Origin of the sequence: Azovibrio restrictus DSM 23866 (genome assembly GCF_000429665.1) — a bacterium.
GTDB lineage: Bacteria > Pseudomonadota > Gammaproteobacteria > Burkholderiales > Rhodocyclaceae > Azovibrio > Azovibrio restrictus.
The window spans coordinates 61,922-76,548 of the sequence record NZ_AUCH01000015.1 but is presented as its reverse complement, the minus strand read 5'-3'; the positions used below and the strand labels follow the sequence as shown (position 1 = coordinate 76,548).

The following is a 14,627-nucleotide window of genomic DNA, read 5'->3' as shown; positions in this document are numbered from 1 at the left end:
AAGCCGAGAAATATGGCCCGCATCGAAAACCACAAATACAGCATCGAGGAAGCGTTCAGGGAGTGCTTCTATATCGTCCCGGACTACCAGCGCGAGTACGTATGGACGGACAAGGAAGTGCATCAGCTGCTGGAAGACATCGGCGAGCAGATCGATGCAGGCACGACGCGGGAATACTTCATTGGCACCGTGCTGGTATCGCCAACCGATCAGAAGAACCACTACGAGGTGATAGACGGCCAGCAGCGTCTGACCACCTTTTTCCTACTACTGTGCGCGCTAAAGCATCTATTCCATGGCGAACCACAGCGGCAGATGCTTTCCGGGCTGATCTCGACCAGCTACGTGGACAGCGACGGCGAGGTGTGCACCACCCTGAAGTTGGAGCCTCGCTACGAGAGCGCGGGCGAAGTGATGGCAAAGCTGGTAGAGATGGACGCCGAGCCGCAGGCGGTCCGAGCTGGCATCCAGGCCGCTGGCATCACGAGCTTCGGTTCGCTGGAAAATCTGGTCAACGCCTACAGTACGCTGTATCGCTATCTGAAGGATAACTACGACGACACGACCAAGTTGAAAAAATATTGGGGCTATCTGGCAAATAACGTGGTGTTCATCCAGATTTCCACCGACGTCAGCAGCGCGCTGAAGATTTTCGAAACCATCAACGAACGCGGCGTCGGCCTTAATCCGATGGACTTGCTCAAGAACTTGCTGTTCACGCAGGTCAAGCAAGCGCAGTTCACCCAACTCAAGGATGAGTGGAAGAAGATCACCAAGCCGCTGGAGAAGGAGAAGGAAAAACCGCTGCGTTTCCTGCGCTACTTCCTGATGGCTAACTACGTGATCAAGAACGAACGTGGCGATGCAGTGGTGCGCGAGGACGAGATCTACGACTGGTTCATCGCCAAGGGAAACGCAGCGCTGTGCGACTACGAAGCCAAGCCGTTTGAGTTCGTCCGGAAGGTGATCCGTAATGTCGACCACTACCTCGCCTTCGCCAATGGCCTCGGCAACGACGGCAAGCCGAGTCTGGCTATGGACAGCCTCAAGCGGTTGGCCGGTGGGGCTTTCAGTTTGCACTATGTGCTGCTGCTGGCGGCAGCGAACTTCCCTAAGCCTCTGTTTGATCACTTCGTGATGCAGCTGGAGAGCTTCCTCTTCTACTACATCTTCACCAAGACGCCGACCAAGGATCTGGAACGCAGCTTCTCGCAATGGGCTGACGAGCTGCGCGCAATTGCCGAGGTCGGTGATCCTGTTAAGCAAAAGGTCCACCTCAACGCCTTCGTTGCCGACCGTTTCGAGAAGAACATGGCGGGCAAGTCGCAGGAGCTGGCCGACGCTCTCAAGCGTTTTACCCTGTACTCGATGCAGCAGTACCGTACGCGCTACCTGCTGGCACGGCTAACGCAGCACGTCGAGATGGCGTTCAGCGGCCTAAAGACGCCGGGCAGTCTAGAGCCATTCACCAAGCTTGAAATCGAGCACATCCTGCCTGACAACCCGAAGGCGGAACTTCGCGTCACGTGGGCGGCCGAGAACCCCAATGCGGTATACGACGACTATAAGAATCGCCTTGGCAATCTGACCTTGCTGGAAAAGCCGATCAACATCGTCGCAGGCAACGACTTCTACACGGCCAAGCAGGCCGAGTACGGCAAGAGCGGAAACTATCTGACCCGAAGTCTGGTGGCGCTGACCGATGTCGGGCAGAACACATCTATTTCTAGGATCAATACCAAGCTGGAGGCCTTTCCTGCGTGGAATGCCACGTCCATCGAGAAGCGCCACGGGCTGCTCATTGCGCTGGCGCAGGAAGTTTGGAAGACGACGCCTATTGATGTTTGATGAGAAGGCTGAAAAAGTCCCGCCATTTGTGCCTAGCACTTTCTGGACGGATGACGGGCCTTCTCAGCCGGTTGACGTTGCGCTCGTCGTAAAAATTCACAACCAATTGCGCCGCGCATCCCCAGAGGTAGCCGCAAGGGCAATTCGGAATAACTTGCCAGCAATTCATTTTTATTAAGCTTGACGGCGGGGTATTCCGAGGGCGATTGGCTGACGATTTTGTATAGGAGTTATTAACATCATGCCGGAGACGCAGCGCCTATTCGTTACAGAAGGCAGCGTACACCTCTATTCGAGCCAGCCTATCGCCCTTTCCCCGGCAGACTTGTACGACGGAAGGAACAATCAACATTTCAGAAACACCATCGCTGACTGCAATCTCTATGTCATTGCAACCCGAGAGCGAATATTAATTCATCCAGAACGAGTGTCGTTTGTCGACAATATTCTCCATGGCGATTTTATAGTCAGGCGAGAAAACGGCTGGGTCCAAATTCCCTTCTGCTGGGACTTGGTGAAGGCATTACAGCGTAGCGGAGACTCCGTGAGAGGCGTTGGGGTCTTGCCGTCTGGTACACACCTCATTGTCGAGACACAGCGAGGCTCGATGCAGATACCGGCGCATGCTGTGGTCGCCAATGCCGACTCGCTCCTGAGCTACGAAGACTGCGATCTTGAAGTAGTCTATGTCGGGCAAGGTATTGGAAGATCGCAGCGGCGAACTGCGCTAGATCGACTGCTCAATCACTCAACATTGCAGAGAATCCTCGCCGAGGCGACGACATACCGGCCTGCCGCAGAAGTGTTGCTGTTGCTCTACCGCTTTGAACATCGCCGAGTTTTCATGAGCACAGGAGGAGATCTTCAAGCCGATCCGCAATCAAGTGTGGAGGAGGAAAGAGCACATCTGGAGAACATGCGGGCTTTAACGCTTTCCAGGCATGCACAAGTTGCTTTAGCTGAAGCAGCCCTGATCCGACATTTCCAGCCGCACTACAACGAGCAGTTGAAGGAAACCAACTTCGCTGCCAGGAAACGTATTAAGGTTTTGGAGCAGTTGCTGCAGAAAGACATTTCGGGAGTGATGGTAGAAATAGCCTCGGCTAATATCCGCTCTCGCCTCCGCACTGTAAACGCCCCTCCACGCGATCTTACTGATTTGTTCGGACCGGAGGCTCTAAGTGGTGAAAGGCTGGAAACGGAAGAAATGCGTCAGCAATGGGCAGAAGATGTGAAGCTAATGGCTCACACCCAATACGCAAGCTTCCCTTTAACTACGCCAGAAGAGCGGGATACTTTCCTGCATGGGACCATCTGGAATGGTGAAACTGAACGGCGAAAATTCATCTGAGCACTGAGCTGCTGCGGGCATCCGTAGTTAATTTCTTTCCTGTGCGGCCACCTTCCAACTTTCCAGTTTTTCCGCCCAGTCTTGCATCATCACCCGCCGCTCGTCGAGGTAGGTGGCATGGTTGTATGTGCGCCGAACACTATTCGGCTCCGCATGTGCAAGCTGGGCTTCGATGGCATCGGGCCGATAGCCCATTTCATTGAGCCGTGTGCTGCCCGTGGTGCGAGTGCCATGTGGGCTGTACTTGGTTGCCCAACCGAGCTTCTTGAGCGCCTGCCGCAGGGCTGCGTCGGCCATTGGGCGCTGGCGATCATCGCGGTTTGGGAAAACGAACTTCGTGTGTCCCGTGATCGGATGCATGGCCTTGAGAAGTTCGACCGCCTGAGTCGGTAGCGGAACGATGTGCTCTCGCCGCGCTTTCATCCGACGTGCTGGGATGGTCCAGAGCGCCTTTTCGAGGTCGAACTCGGCCCATTCTGCTTGAACGGATTCATTCGGGCGGCTGAGCGTCAACCACATGAGCTGGAAGGCCTTGATGGTCTGGAAGTTGCCGCCATGTCCATCAAAGTCGTTTAGCAGCTGGCCGACTTCCTCCGCGCTGAGGGCACGCTTGTGTTGCGTCTTGTTGGGCGGCAGCGCTTTGCGAACCGGCCAAACGGGGTCAGTGTCTGCCCGTAGAGTCGCGACTGCATGCTCGAACACACCAGACATGGTGCGCTTGGCTTCTGCCGCTACGGTGGGGGCACCCCGCTTGACCGTCTTGTTGAGAATGTCGAGGACATGGGCCGGAGTGATCTGGCGTACCGGCAGCTTGCCAATCGACGGAAAGACCACGCGCTCCAGCATGTCGAGCCGGCGCTTCTTGGTCACTTCCTCCCAATCCTTCAGGCTCAGCCACTCCTTGGCGATGGCCTTGAACGTGTTCGCTGAGTCTTGCTCGCGCTTGATGCGTTCGATCTGGCGATTCTGGACGGGATTGACGCCCTCCTTGACCAGCTTCCGCGCCGCCTCGCACTTCTCTCTCGCCTCGCCGAGCGTCACGCTGGGGTAGTCGCCAAGGGCGAACCATGAGGCCTTGTCATTGAGCTTGAAGCGATAGCGCCAAGCCTTGATGCCGTTGGGTTTGATTTCTAGGTACAGCCCCTTGTAGTCATTGAGGCGGTAGATGCCTTCTCTAGGCTTGGCGGCTCGGCACTGGGCGTCTGTCAGCATCGTGAAGGTCTCCTGTTCATCCTCAGGGCGTCATCGTATACACCTTCATCGACCTGGCGCAAGATCCATATACACGCCCGTATTCACTTGCGCAGCGCTATCAGGTGTCGTTGCATGCAATGAGATGAAATGAAAAAGCCCCGTATCTACGGGGCTTTGCATTGTTTTCAGTGATGCACCTGCAAGCAGATGCAATCGCCTGAAATGGCTTGCTCGAATCAGACGTTGAACAGGAAGTTCAGGACATCTCCGTCCTTGACCACATATTCCTTGCCTTCGGAGCGCATCTTGCCGGCTTCCTTGGCGCCTTGTTCGCCCTTGAAGGCGATGAAGTCCTCGTAAGCGATGGTCTGGGCGCGGATGAAGCCCCGCTCGAAATCGGTGTGGATGACGCCGGCGGCCTGGGGGGCGGTGTCGCCCTTGTGGATGGTCCAGGCGCGCACTTCCTTGACCCCGGCGGTGAAGTAGGTCTGCAGGCCCAGGAGGTCGTAGCCAGCGCGGATCAGGCGGTTCAGACCCGGCTCTTCCAGGCCCAGGTCGGCCAGGAAGGCCTGCTTGTCCTCGTCTTCCAGATCTGCCAGTTCTTCCTCGATCTTGGCGCACACGGCCACCACGGGAGCGCCTTCCTTGGCGGCATGTTCGCGCAGGCGGCCCAGGTGGGGATTGTTCTCGAACCCGTCTTCCATGACGTTGCCCACGTACATGGCAGGCTTGATGGTGAGCAGGCAGAGGGGTTTGACCAGAGCCTTGTCCTCGTCGGAAAGGCCTGCCGTGCGGGCCGGCCGCCCTTCGTTCAGGTGGGGCAGCAGCTTTTCCAGGACGGCCACGAGCTTCTGGGCATCCTTGTCGCCGGAGCGGGCCTTCTTCACATCCCGGTTGATGGTGCGTTCCACCACGGCCAGATCGGCCAGCGCCAGTTCAGTGACGATGGTTTCGATGTCGGCGATGGGATCCACCTTGCCGGAGACGTGCACCACATTGGGATCGTCGAAGCAGCGCACCACGTTCACGATGGCATCGGTTTCCCGGATGTTGGCCAGGAACTGGTTGCCCAGGCCCTCGCCCTTGGAAGCGCCGGCCACCAGACCGGCGATGTCCACGAACTCGACGATGGCCGGCTGCATGCGCTGGGGTTTGACGATCTCGGCCAGGGCCGCCATGCGGGGATCGGGCACTTCAACGATGCCCACATTGGGCTCGATGGTGCAGAAGGGGTAGTTGGCCGCTTCGATGCCCGCCTTGGTCAGGGCATTGAAGAGGGTGGACTTGCCCACGTTGGGTAGGCCGACGATGCCGCATTTCAGACTCATGTTCGCTTTCCTTGTAAGTAGGGCCTAGACGGCCCTAGCATGGGGGTTGCCATGCAGCAGGCGCTGGGCATCGGCGTAATCGCCGGCCGCCAGCTGGGGCCAGGACTTGAGGCAGCGCTCCAGGGCCCGGTCAATGTCTATCTGTTCTTCCGCCCGGGGGCGGTGCAGGACGAAATCCGCCACCTGCTGGTTCAGCCCCAGGGTACGGGGATGGCCGATGCCCAGGCGCAAGCGCCAGAAATCGGGGGTGGCCAGGGCGGCCTGAATGTCCTTCAGGCCATTATGCCCCCCGTTGCCGCCGCCTTTCTTGAGGCGGATGCCTCCCGGCGGCAGGTCCAGGTCGTCATGGACCACCAGCACCTCTTCCGGCGCGATCTTGTAGAAACGGGCCAGGGCGCCCACGGCCTGGCCGGAGCGGTTCATGAAGGTGGCCGGCTGCAACAGCCAGAGCTCCCCGTCCCGGCCTGCATTGCCGAAAAACTTGGGCTGGGGCGCCAGGCTCACCTTGAGCTGGCGGGACAGCTGATCGACGAACCAGAATCCCACGTTGTGGCGGGTGGCTTCGTAGTCGGGGCCCGGATTACCCAGGCCGACGATCAGGCGGGGGGTGGTCATGAACAGGATCTCGAAGAACAGGCAGCAGGGGATACTAAAACAAAGGGCCGCCAGCGGTTAAACCGTGGGCGGCCCTGGCGCTGGATCAGCAGGATCAGGCGGCTGCTTCTTCGCCTTCGGCAGCAGCGGCGCCGCCCTTCTTGGCGATGCAGGAAACCACGGCCTGGTCGTCGCCATGCACCACGGCGGTAACGCCCTTGGGCAGCTTCAGCTGGGACACGTGGATGGATTCACCGGCCTTCATGTCCTTCAGGTCCACTTCGATGAACTCGGGCAGATCGGCGGGCAGGCAGGAGATTTCCAGTTCGCTCAGCACGTGGGCGACCTGACCGCCGCCCAGCTTGACGCCAGGAGCCTGGTCCTGGTTCACGAAGTGCAGGGGCACCTTCTGATGCAGCTTCTGGTTGGCATCCACGCGCTGGAAATCCACGTGCAGGCACAGGGGACGGTAGGCGTGCACCTGGAAATCGCGCAGCAGGACCTGCTGCTTCTGGCCTTCCACTTCGATGGTCAGCACGGAAGAATGGAAAGCTTCCTTGCGCAGACCCTGGTACAGCTGGTTGTGGTCGAACTCGACCACTTCGGGGGCCTGGCCAGCACCGTAGATGATGCCGGGAACCTTGCCGGCACGACGCAGGCGGCGGCTCGCACTCGATCCCTGCAGCGTACGCTTTTGAGCATTGAGAACAAATTGCATGATGACTCCACTTAAGGATGCCGACCCGCGACCAGGCCGGCAGTTGAAAAAATCAGTCGATGAACAAGGAGGAAACCGAATCGTCGTTACTGATGCGACGAATGGTTTCCGCCAGGATGGGGGCCACGGACAGCTGACGGATACGGCCGCAGGCAGCGGCGGGATCCTGGAGCGGAATGGTATCGGTGACCACCAGGGAATCCAGGTCGGAATCGTTGACCCGCTCCACGGCGGGGCCGGACAGGACCGGATGGGTGCAGTAGGCCACCACCTTCTTGGCCCCGTGCTGCTTCAGGGCCGTGGCCGCCTTGCAGAGGGTGCCGGCGGTATCCACCATGTCGTCCATGATGACGCAGGTGCGGCCCTTGACGTCGCCGATGATGTTCATCACCTCGGAGACATTGGCCTTGGGGCGGCGCTTGTCGATGATGGCCAGGTCGCACTCCAGGCGCTTGGCCAGGGAACGGGCCCGCACCACCCCGCCATGGTCGGGAGAAACCACCAGGGGATTCTCGTAACACTGCTTCTTGATGTCGTCGAGCAGGATGGGCAGGGCGTAGATGTTATCCACCGGGATATCGAAGAAGCCCTGGATCTGTTCCGCGTGCAGGTCCATGGTCAGGACCCGGTCCACACCGGAGGCCATGAGCATGTTGGCCACCAGCTTGGCGGCGATGGAAACACGGGAGGAGCGGGGGCGGCGGTCCTGGCGGGCGTAGCCGAAATAGGGAATGGCAGCGGTGATGCGGCCGGCGGAGGCCCGCTTCAGGGCATCCACCATCACCAGGATTTCCATCAGGTTGTCGTTGGTGGGGGCGCAGGTGGATTGCAGCACGAACACATCGCGGCCGCGCACATGCTCCTGGACCTCGACGCTGACCTCACCATCGGAGAAGCGTCCCACATGAGCGCGCCCCAACTCCACGTTGAGGGCACCAGCCACGTCGGCAGCCAGCTTGGCGTTGGCATTGCCGGTAAAGACCATCAGACTGTTGTAAGCCATTTGCTTTCCCTGCGGGCTCGCCCACCCGCCTAAAATGACTTCGGGCAGGTAGAGTACCTGCCCGAGGGATTCTGTGGCTGGGGAAGAAGGATTCGAACCTTCGAATGCCGGAATCAAAATCCGGTGCCTTGACCAACTTGGCGACTCCCCAGCTGTTCGCTTGAACGGATTCCCGTAGAAGCGAGGCGCGCATTATACAAAGTTTTTCCGGATGCGCCATAGCTTTTTGAGATTTTTTTAAATCCCCAGTTTTTCCAGGGGGTGAGCCTCCAGTCCCCGGGCCACCCAGCCCAGCCAGGCGGCGGGCAATTGGGCCGCCAGATCCCGGGCTTCGGCCTCGCTGTCGCACTCGGCAAAGACACAGGCGCCGGAGCCGCTCATGCGGCTGCGCGCCTCGCCCACCCGCTCCCGCAACCAGCCCAGGTACTGCCCCACGACGGGATACAGGCTGCAGGCCACGGGCTCCAGGTCATTGCCCCCCAGGCCGGGATGCCAATCCCCGGGAGCCAGACGCGGCGTATCCCGACGCAGCTCCGGGGCCGTGAAGATGGCCGCCGTGGGCACCGCCACCGGCGGCACCAGCACCAGGTACCAGGCCGGCGGCAACTGTACCGGGAAGAATTCCTCCCCCACCCCCTCGGCGAAGGTGTTGCGGCCGTGCACGAACACCGGCACATCGGCCCCCAGGCTCAGCCCCAGGGCCTGCAGACGCAGCCGCCCCAGGCCCAGGCCCCAGAGATGGTTGAGGGCCAGGAGCACCGTGGCCGCGTCGGAACTGCCGCCCCCCAGCCCGCCGCCCATGGGCAGGCGCTTTTCCAGATGCAGGGTGACGCCCCGGCGGCAGCCGCTCTCCGCTTGCAGGAGGCGCACCGCCCGGACCGTCAGATCCTGCTCGGCCGGCACCCCGGGCAAGGCCCGGGCCAGCACCACCCGATCATCGTCCCGGGATTCGAAACGCAGGCTGTCGCCCCGGTCGATGAAGCGGAACAGGGTCTGCAGCAGGTGATAGCCATCGGGCCGGCGCCCCACCACATGCAGGAACAGGTTGAGCTTGGCCGGCGCCGGCCACTCGCTGTGCCAGCCCCACTCCTCGGTCGCACTCACGGCAGGGGCTCCCAGGCCTCGAAGGACAGGCGCAGCTTCAAGACCCCGTCCAGGCTCGCATCCAGGCGGGCCGGCAGGCGGCTGAACTCGCTCTCCCCGTCACCATAGTGGTAGAACAGCAACCAGCCCGACTCCCGCACCCGCCGGGGCCGGCCCTGGGCATCAGGCTCCATCAGGGCCCCCGGCCCGGGAATGGCCTGGACCCAGCCCGCCAGCTCCCCCAGGGGCAGGGGCACCCCCAGCACCTCGCCGATGAGCTGATCCGGATCATCGGCCTCGCGCCGGGTGCCATCGGCCAGCTGCAGCAGCACCGGCCCCAGGGCAGGACGCTGCAGTTCCGCCACGCCCTGGCCCAGGGGGTCCATGAACAGCAGCTTGTCCCCCAGGGGACCGTGCTGCCACTGCAGGCGCCCGGAAAACTGGCGCTGCTCCTGGCCGGAAGGGGGATTGAACTGGAGGCTGAAACGGGCGCTCAGATCGAAAGAAGCCACGCCCCCGGCGCTGGCCTGCTGGGCCAGCCCTTCGCCCACCCGGGCCGGCGGCACCGCACAGGCGGACAGGAAGCCCGCCGTGAGCAGGCTCCAGAGCAGCTGACGGCGGGAGTTCATGGCTGGAATTTCTTCAGGGTGGCCTGCAAAGCCTCATTGTCCGGCGCGGCGGCCACCGCCTTCTGCCACAGGGCCCGGGCCTCGTCCCGGCGCCCCAGCTTCCACAACACTTCGCCCAGGTGGGCGGCGATCTCCGGATCAGCCTTGATGCCGTAGGCCTTTTCCAGGGTGGCCAGGGACTCAGCCAGCTTGCCCTGGCGGTACAACACCCAGCCCATGCTGTCCATGATGAAAGGATCGGCAGGAGCCAGGCTCACGGCCCGGGCGATCAGCTCATGGGCTTCCTTGAGGCGCAGGTTGCGATCCGCCAGGGAATAACCCAGGGCATTGTAGGCATGGGCATTATCCGGCTGCAGCTTGATCAGCTTCTTGAGATGGGTTTCCATCTCCTGGGTGCGGCCCACCTTCTCGGCGGCCAGGGCGGTGTCGTAGAGCAGGTCCGGTTGCTCCGGCTGGGCCTTCAGGGCACCGCTCAGAGCCCCGTAGGCGGCCTGATGACGGCCGGCCTCACGCAGCAGCTGGGCTTCCGCCTGGGCCAACTGGACCTTTTCCTTGGGCGCCCGGACGTTGCTCTGGCGCAGCAGGAGCAGCCCCGCATCCAGCTGCCCCTGGTCGGCCAGCAGCTGGGCCGCCCGAGCCCGGGCGGGCAGGTACTGGGCACCACCGGGCACCTGTTCATAATGGGCCAGGGCCGCCGCCTTGTTGCCGGCCGCCTCTTCCACCTGGCCCAGGAAGTAACGGGCCGCCCCCCGGTCCGGGAAGGGCAGCTCCAGGAGCCGGGTGAACTGGGTGCGAGCCGTTTCCAGGTCCTTTTCCTGCAGGGCCAGCATGGCCACCGGATAGACCACGTCGGGATTGTCCGGGTCCTTGCGGAGCAGCTGGTCGAACTGCTCCCGGGCCTGGTGGTAGTCCTTGGCACCGATCAGGACCCGGGCCAGATGCAGCCGCACCTCCGTGGAATCGGGCTGGCGCTTGAGATAGTCGTTCAACAGCTGGGCCGCCTCGGCAATGCGGGGCTCGCCCTTCTCCCGCAGGATCAGCTGGGCCTCCAGCAGCACCGGCGCCTCCCAGTCGGGCTTCAGGACCTGGGCCTGGCGGGCCTCGGCGCGGCCCCGCTCCAGCTGGCCGGCGGCGGCCGCCGCCAGGGCAAGGGCATAGCGGGCCTCGGGCAGTTTCGGATAGGGGCTGGCCATGCGCTCCACGAAGGCCTGTACCGCCGCCTTGTCCGGATAGCGGGCCAGCAGCCGGTTGAGGCTGAGGAAGTTGGTGCCCAGGTTGTCCGGCTCCGCTGCCAGCATTTCCGCCACCGGACCATCCAGTTCATCGAGGCGCCCGGCCAGCACCAGCAGCCCGGCCTGCATCTGGCGGGCGGACTGGGACTCGGGCTCCAGCTCCAGCCACAGACGCACCATTTCCAGGGCCACCCCGTACTGCTGGGCGGCGCCGGCCAGCTCGGCGGCCCGGCGCACCACGCCCGCATCCCGGGTACGCAGGGCCAGATCCCGGTAAGCGCTCAGAGCCAGTTCCAGCTGGCCCCGCTGCAGGGCCACCTCGCCCAGCAGCAGCTGGAATACCACCTGCCCGGTAAGCCCCTCCGTCTCCCCAGCCCGGACCAGGCGCGCCGCCGCGGCCGCCTCGCTGGAAGGCGGCGCCGCCTGGGCAGCCCCCAGGGGCAGGAACAGGGCCATGGAAATCAGGGAAGCCAGCAACTTGGATGACATGGGTTACGTCCAGTACAGGTAAACACCGGCACGAAGCCGGTAAAATCGGGCCAACGGCGCATGTTATTGCGCTTTTCCTGGAGTCACAAGCCGATGCCCGAATTGCCGGAAGTGGAAGTGAGCCGCCTGGGCCTGGCGCCGCACCTGGAAGGCCACCGCCTTGCCACTGTCGTGACCCGCAGGGCCGACCTGCGCCTGCCCATCCCGGCCGACCTGGCCAGCCGCCTGGAAGGCCGGACCCTGGCAGCCATCCGGCGCCGGGGCAAGTACCTGCTGTTCCACTTCCCCGAGGCAGGGGGCTGGCTGATCCTGCACCTGGGCATGTCGGGCAGCCTGCGCCTGGTGGTGCCGGGCACCCCGCCCGGCCGCCACGACCACCTGGACCTGGCCTTCCCGCACACGGTGATGCGCCTCCGGGACCCACGCCGCTTCGGCCTGGCCGTCTGGCAGGAAGGCGACGATCCGGAGCAGCATCCCCTGCTGGCCTCCCTGGGCCTGGAGCCCCTCTCGGCGGCGTTCACCCCCGCCTGGCTGGCGGCCCGGGCCCGGGATCGCAGCCAGCCCGTCAAGCAGCTCATCATGGATGCCCACACCCTGGTGGGGGTCGGCAACATCTATGCGGCAGAGAGCCTGTTCCGGGCCGGCATCTCCCCCCTGCGCCCGGCGGGACGCATCAGCGCCGCCCGCTTGGCCCGGCTGGTGGAGGCCATCCGCCAGACCCTGAGCGACGCCATCGCCTCGGGGGGCAGCAGCGTGCGCGACTATGTCCATAGCGACGGGGGCGCCGGCAGTTTCCAGCTCCGCTGCGTCGTCTATGACCGGGCCGGCCAGACCTGCCCCCGCTGCGGCGGCACCATCCGTCAGGTGCGCCAGGCCGGCCGTTCCAGCTTCTACTGCCCCGGCTGCCAGCGCTGAAACCTCCGCCCCCGCCCTTGCGGGGGTTTGCCAACGTGCTAAATTAGCGGCTTATCGCCTCCTTTCGGGGAAAAGCCCATGTCCCTCGCACAACAATTCGCCGCCTACAGCCAGTGGCGCAGCCGCGTGGCCGAATCCGTAGATCGCTTCCGCCTCTGGCTGGCCGACCAGGAACTGGGCGACGCCCAGTCGGAACTGCGCCTCAACCAGCTGCTTGAGCGGCTCAAGGAAGACCGCCTGAACGTGGCCTTCGTGGCCGAGTTCTCCCGGGGCAAGTCGGAACTCATCAATGGCATTTTCTTTGCCGAATACGGCAACCGCATGCTGCCCTCCTCCGCCGGCCGCACCACCATGTGCCCGACGGAGCTGATGTACACCGCCGACAAGCCCCCCTGCATCGAGCTCTTGCCCATCGAGACCCGCAGCAACAGCACCAGCATCAGCGAGTACAAGCGCTTCCCCGAGGAATGGGAAACCGTGACCCTGGACATCGCCTCAGCGGACGCCATGCAGGCCGCCCTGCGCCAGGTCAGCGAAGTCACCCGGGTACGGCCGGAAGTGGCCCGGGACATGGGGTTTGCCGTGGGCAGCAGCGAGGCCGACCTGTTCCACGCGGGCGAGGACGGGCTGGTGGAGATTCCCCGCTGGCGCCACGCCATCATCAATTTCCCCCATCCGCTCCTGAAGCAGGGGCTGGTGATCCTGGACACCCCGGGCCTGAACGCCATCGGTACCGAACCCGAACTGACCCTGTCCCTGCTGCCCAACGCCCATGCGGTGCTGTTCATCCTGGCCGCCGACACCGGGGTGACCCAGTCTGACCTCTCCATCTGGCAGGAACACATCGGCACCAGCAACGGCAAGCGGGGTCGCCTGGTGGTCCTGAACAAGATCGACGGCCTCTGGGACGAGTTGAAGAGCGACGCCGAGATCGAGGCGGAAATCGACAAGCAGGTGAGTTCCTGCGCCGGCATCCTGGGCCTGGACGAAAGCCAGGTGTTCCCGGTCTCGGCCCAGAAGGGCCTGGTGGCCAAGATCAACGGCGACGACGAGCTACTGGCCCGGAGCCGCCTGCCGGAACTGGAAACCGCCCTGTCCCAGGAACTGATCCCGGCCAAGCAGGACATCGTGCGCGACAACACCGAAGGGGAGTTCAACGACATCCACCTGCGCGCCCGGGGCCTGCTGGAATCCCGGCTCGCCGGTCTGCGCGAACAGCTCTCCGAGCTCACCGAGCTGCGCGGCAAGAACAAGGGCGTGGTGGAGTACATGATGGGCAAGGTGCGGGCCGAGAAGGAGGAATTCGAGGCCGGGCTGCAGCACTACTATGCCGTGCGCAGCGTGTTCTCCTCCCTGACCAACAAGCTGTTCGGCCACCTGGGCCTGGATGCCCTGCGCACCCTCACCCACGACACCCGGGAAACCATGCTTGAGGCCACCTTCTCCAAGAGCCTTTCGGACGCCATGAAGGGCTTCTTCGCCATCACCCGGGGCAACCTGGAAAAGTCCCGGGTCGAGGTGGAGGAAATCCGCAGCATGATGGAGGCGGTCTACAAGCGCCTCACCGTGGAATACGGCCTGAAGCTGCCGGCCCCCGCCGCCTTCTCCCTGATGCGCTACGAGAAGGAGCTGAACCGGCTGCAGAACTGGTGCGACACCCACCTGAACACCACCATCAACCTGCTCACCCACGAGAAGAAGAACATCACCCACAAGTTCTTCGAGGAAGTGGCCCTGCAGGTCAGAAAGGCCTTCGAACGGGCCAACCGGGATGCGGAAAACTGGCTCAAGGCCATCATGGCCCCCATGGAAACCCAGGTGCGCGAACACCAGATCCACCTGAAGCGGCGCCTGGAAAGCATCAAGCGCATCCATCAGGCCACCGACACCCTGGAAGACCGGATCAGCGAACTGGAAGGGGTGGAGCAGGAGCTGCTGCAGCAGATCCAGACCCTGGAGCAGATCACCGGCATACTGCGCCAGCTGCTGCTGCCCCGGGAAGCTCAGGAAGCCCTGGCGGCCTGAAGCAGGGCGGGGGCGCCGGCAACGGTGTCCCCTTCCGGGCTGCCCTCCAGCAGCCACTGGACGGCCAGGATGCCGTCGCCACGCAGGTAAAGCCCCTGGGGCAGCTGTTCCAGCCCGTTCAAGGGCAGGCGCCCGGCCAGGGCGGTTGGGCAGATGGGATGGGACATGATGGAAACTCCGGCTCGGACAGAGCCGGAATTCTCCCGGCCGCGGCCCCC

13 protein-coding genes and 1 tRNA gene are annotated in these 14,627 nt (G+C 63.1%); 4 read left to right on the top strand and 10 right to left on the bottom strand.

Going from position 1 to position 14,627, the window contains the following annotated elements; translation table 11 throughout:
- Nucleotides 1–12 precede the first annotated feature (12 nt).
- Nucleotides 13–1,848, top strand: coding sequence for a DUF262 domain-containing protein (locus G474_RS0113095; protein WP_026687375.1), 1,836 nt, complete (start codon nucleotides 13–15; stop codon nucleotides 1,846–1,848).
- Nucleotides 1,849–2,089: 241 nt separating this feature from the next.
- The gene (locus G474_RS0113090; RefSeq protein ID WP_043464371.1) at nucleotides 2,090–3,199 is read left to right on the top strand and encodes a hypothetical protein; all 1,110 of its coding nucleotides are present in this window, start codon (nucleotides 2,090–2,092) and stop codon (nucleotides 3,197–3,199) included.
- A gap of 27 nt (nucleotides 3,200–3,226) precedes the next feature.
- On the opposite strand, the gene G474_RS0113085 is transcribed toward G474_RS0113090, so the two are convergent.
- The 9 genes from G474_RS0113085 to G474_RS0113045 all read right to left on the bottom strand — a co-directional run bounded on the left by G474_RS0113085 (nucleotide 3,227) and on the right by G474_RS0113045 (nucleotide 11,469).
- Nucleotides 3,227–4,411, bottom strand: coding sequence for a tyrosine-type recombinase/integrase (locus G474_RS0113085; RefSeq protein WP_026687373.1), 1,185 nt, complete (start codon nucleotides 4,409–4,411; stop codon nucleotides 3,227–3,229).
- 218 nt (nucleotides 4,412–4,629) lie between these two features.
- Nucleotides 4,630–5,721 (bottom strand): redox-regulated ATPase YchF, encoded by a 1,092-nt coding sequence (ychF, locus tag G474_RS0113080; RefSeq protein WP_026687372.1) that lies wholly within the window; start codon nucleotides 5,719–5,721, stop codon nucleotides 4,630–4,632.
- 24 nt (nucleotides 5,722–5,745) lie between these two features.
- Nucleotides 5,746–6,336, bottom strand: a complete 591-nt coding sequence (gene pth / locus G474_RS0113075; RefSeq protein ID WP_026687371.1) for an aminoacyl-tRNA hydrolase — start codon at nucleotides 6,334–6,336, stop codon at nucleotides 5,746–5,748.
- A gap of 94 nt (nucleotides 6,337–6,430) precedes the next feature.
- A complete protein-coding gene (locus G474_RS0113070; protein WP_026687370.1) occupies nucleotides 6,431–7,033 on the bottom strand; it encodes a 50S ribosomal protein L25/general stress protein Ctc in 603 nt (200 codons plus the stop codon).
- 52 nt (nucleotides 7,034–7,085) lie between these two features.
- Nucleotides 7,086–8,036, bottom strand: coding sequence for a ribose-phosphate pyrophosphokinase (locus G474_RS0113065; RefSeq protein WP_026687369.1), 951 nt, complete (start codon nucleotides 8,034–8,036; stop codon nucleotides 7,086–7,088).
- 74 nt (nucleotides 8,037–8,110) lie between these two features.
- Nucleotides 8,111–8,187 (bottom strand) — tRNA-Gln (locus G474_RS0113060).
- An 86-nt stretch (nucleotides 8,188–8,273) separates the two neighbouring features.
- Entirely contained in the window at nucleotides 8,274–9,140 is an 867-nt protein-coding gene (gene ispE, locus G474_RS0113055; RefSeq protein ID WP_026687368.1) for a 4-(cytidine 5'-diphospho)-2-C-methyl-D-erythritol kinase, read from the bottom strand.
- Nucleotides 9,137–9,748: an outer membrane lipoprotein LolB gene (locus G474_RS20755; RefSeq protein WP_051282279.1), complete on the bottom strand. Its 612-nt coding sequence runs from the start codon at nucleotides 9,746–9,748 to the stop codon at nucleotides 9,137–9,139. Before G474_RS20755 ends, ispE begins: the two co-directional genes overlap by 4 nt.
- On the bottom strand, nucleotides 9,745–11,469 hold the full coding sequence (locus tag G474_RS0113045; protein WP_026687367.1) for a tetratricopeptide repeat protein: 1,725 nt from the start codon (nucleotides 11,467–11,469) through the stop codon (nucleotides 9,745–9,747). The genes G474_RS20755 and G474_RS0113045 overlap by 4 nt, the downstream gene beginning before the upstream one ends.
- Before the next feature lie 93 nt (nucleotides 11,470–11,562).
- On the opposite strand from G474_RS0113045, the gene mutM reads away from it, so the two are divergent.
- Entirely contained in the window at nucleotides 11,563–12,384 is an 822-nt protein-coding gene (gene mutM, locus G474_RS0113040; RefSeq protein ID WP_026687366.1) for a bifunctional DNA-formamidopyrimidine glycosylase/DNA-(apurinic or apyrimidinic site) lyase, read from the top strand.
- A 78-nt stretch (nucleotides 12,385–12,462) separates the two neighbouring features.
- Nucleotides 12,463–14,409: a dynamin family protein gene (locus G474_RS0113035; protein WP_026687365.1), complete on the top strand. Its 1,947-nt coding sequence runs from the start codon at nucleotides 12,463–12,465 to the stop codon at nucleotides 14,407–14,409.
- Here G474_RS0113035 and G474_RS0113030 read toward each other — a convergent pair.
- The gene (locus tag G474_RS0113030) at nucleotides 14,388–14,576 is read right to left on the bottom strand and encodes a hypothetical protein (protein ID WP_026687364.1); all 189 of its coding nucleotides are present in this window, start codon (nucleotides 14,574–14,576) and stop codon (nucleotides 14,388–14,390) included. The two genes, G474_RS0113035 and G474_RS0113030, sit on opposite strands and share 22 nt — an antisense overlap.
- Nucleotides 14,577–14,627 lie beyond the last annotated feature (51 nt).

Bases quoted from the DNA above. Each gene is read 5' to 3' on its own strand.
- G474_RS0113090 (WP_043464371.1), top strand. From the start codon at position 2,090: ATGCCGGAGACGCAGCGCCTATTCGTTACAGAAGGCAGCGTACACCTC.
- G474_RS0113030 (WP_026687364.1), bottom strand. From the start codon at position 14,576: ATGTCCCATCCCATCTGCCCAACCGCCCTGGCCGGGCGCCTGCCCTTG.
- G474_RS0113045 (WP_026687367.1), bottom strand. From the start codon at position 11,469: ATGTCATCCAAGTTGCTGGCTTCCCTGATTTCCATGGCCCTGTTCCTG.
- G474_RS0113085 (WP_026687373.1), bottom strand. From the start codon at position 4,411: ATGCTGACAGACGCCCAGTGCCGAGCCGCCAAGCCTAGAGAAGGCATC.
- G474_RS20755 (WP_051282279.1), bottom strand. From the start codon at position 9,748: ATGAACTCCCGCCGTCAGCTGCTCTGGAGCCTGCTCACGGCGGGCTTC.
- G474_RS0113095 (WP_026687375.1), top strand. From the start codon at position 13: ATGGCCCGCATCGAAAACCACAAATACAGCATCGAGGAAGCGTTCAGG.
- G474_RS0113070 (WP_026687370.1), bottom strand. From the start codon at position 7,033: ATGCAATTTGTTCTCAATGCTCAAAAGCGTACGCTGCAGGGATCGAGT.
- mutM (WP_026687366.1), top strand. From the start codon at position 11,563: ATGCCCGAATTGCCGGAAGTGGAAGTGAGCCGCCTGGGCCTGGCGCCG.
- ychF (WP_026687372.1), bottom strand. From the start codon at position 5,721: ATGAGTCTGAAATGCGGCATCGTCGGCCTACCCAACGTGGGCAAGTCC.
- pth (WP_026687371.1), bottom strand. From the start codon at position 6,336: ATGACCACCCCCCGCCTGATCGTCGGCCTGGGTAATCCGGGCCCCGAC.
- G474_RS0113065 (WP_026687369.1), bottom strand. From the start codon at position 8,036: ATGGCTTACAACAGTCTGATGGTCTTTACCGGCAATGCCAACGCCAAG.
- G474_RS0113035 (WP_026687365.1), top strand. From the start codon at position 12,463: ATGTCCCTCGCACAACAATTCGCCGCCTACAGCCAGTGGCGCAGCCGC.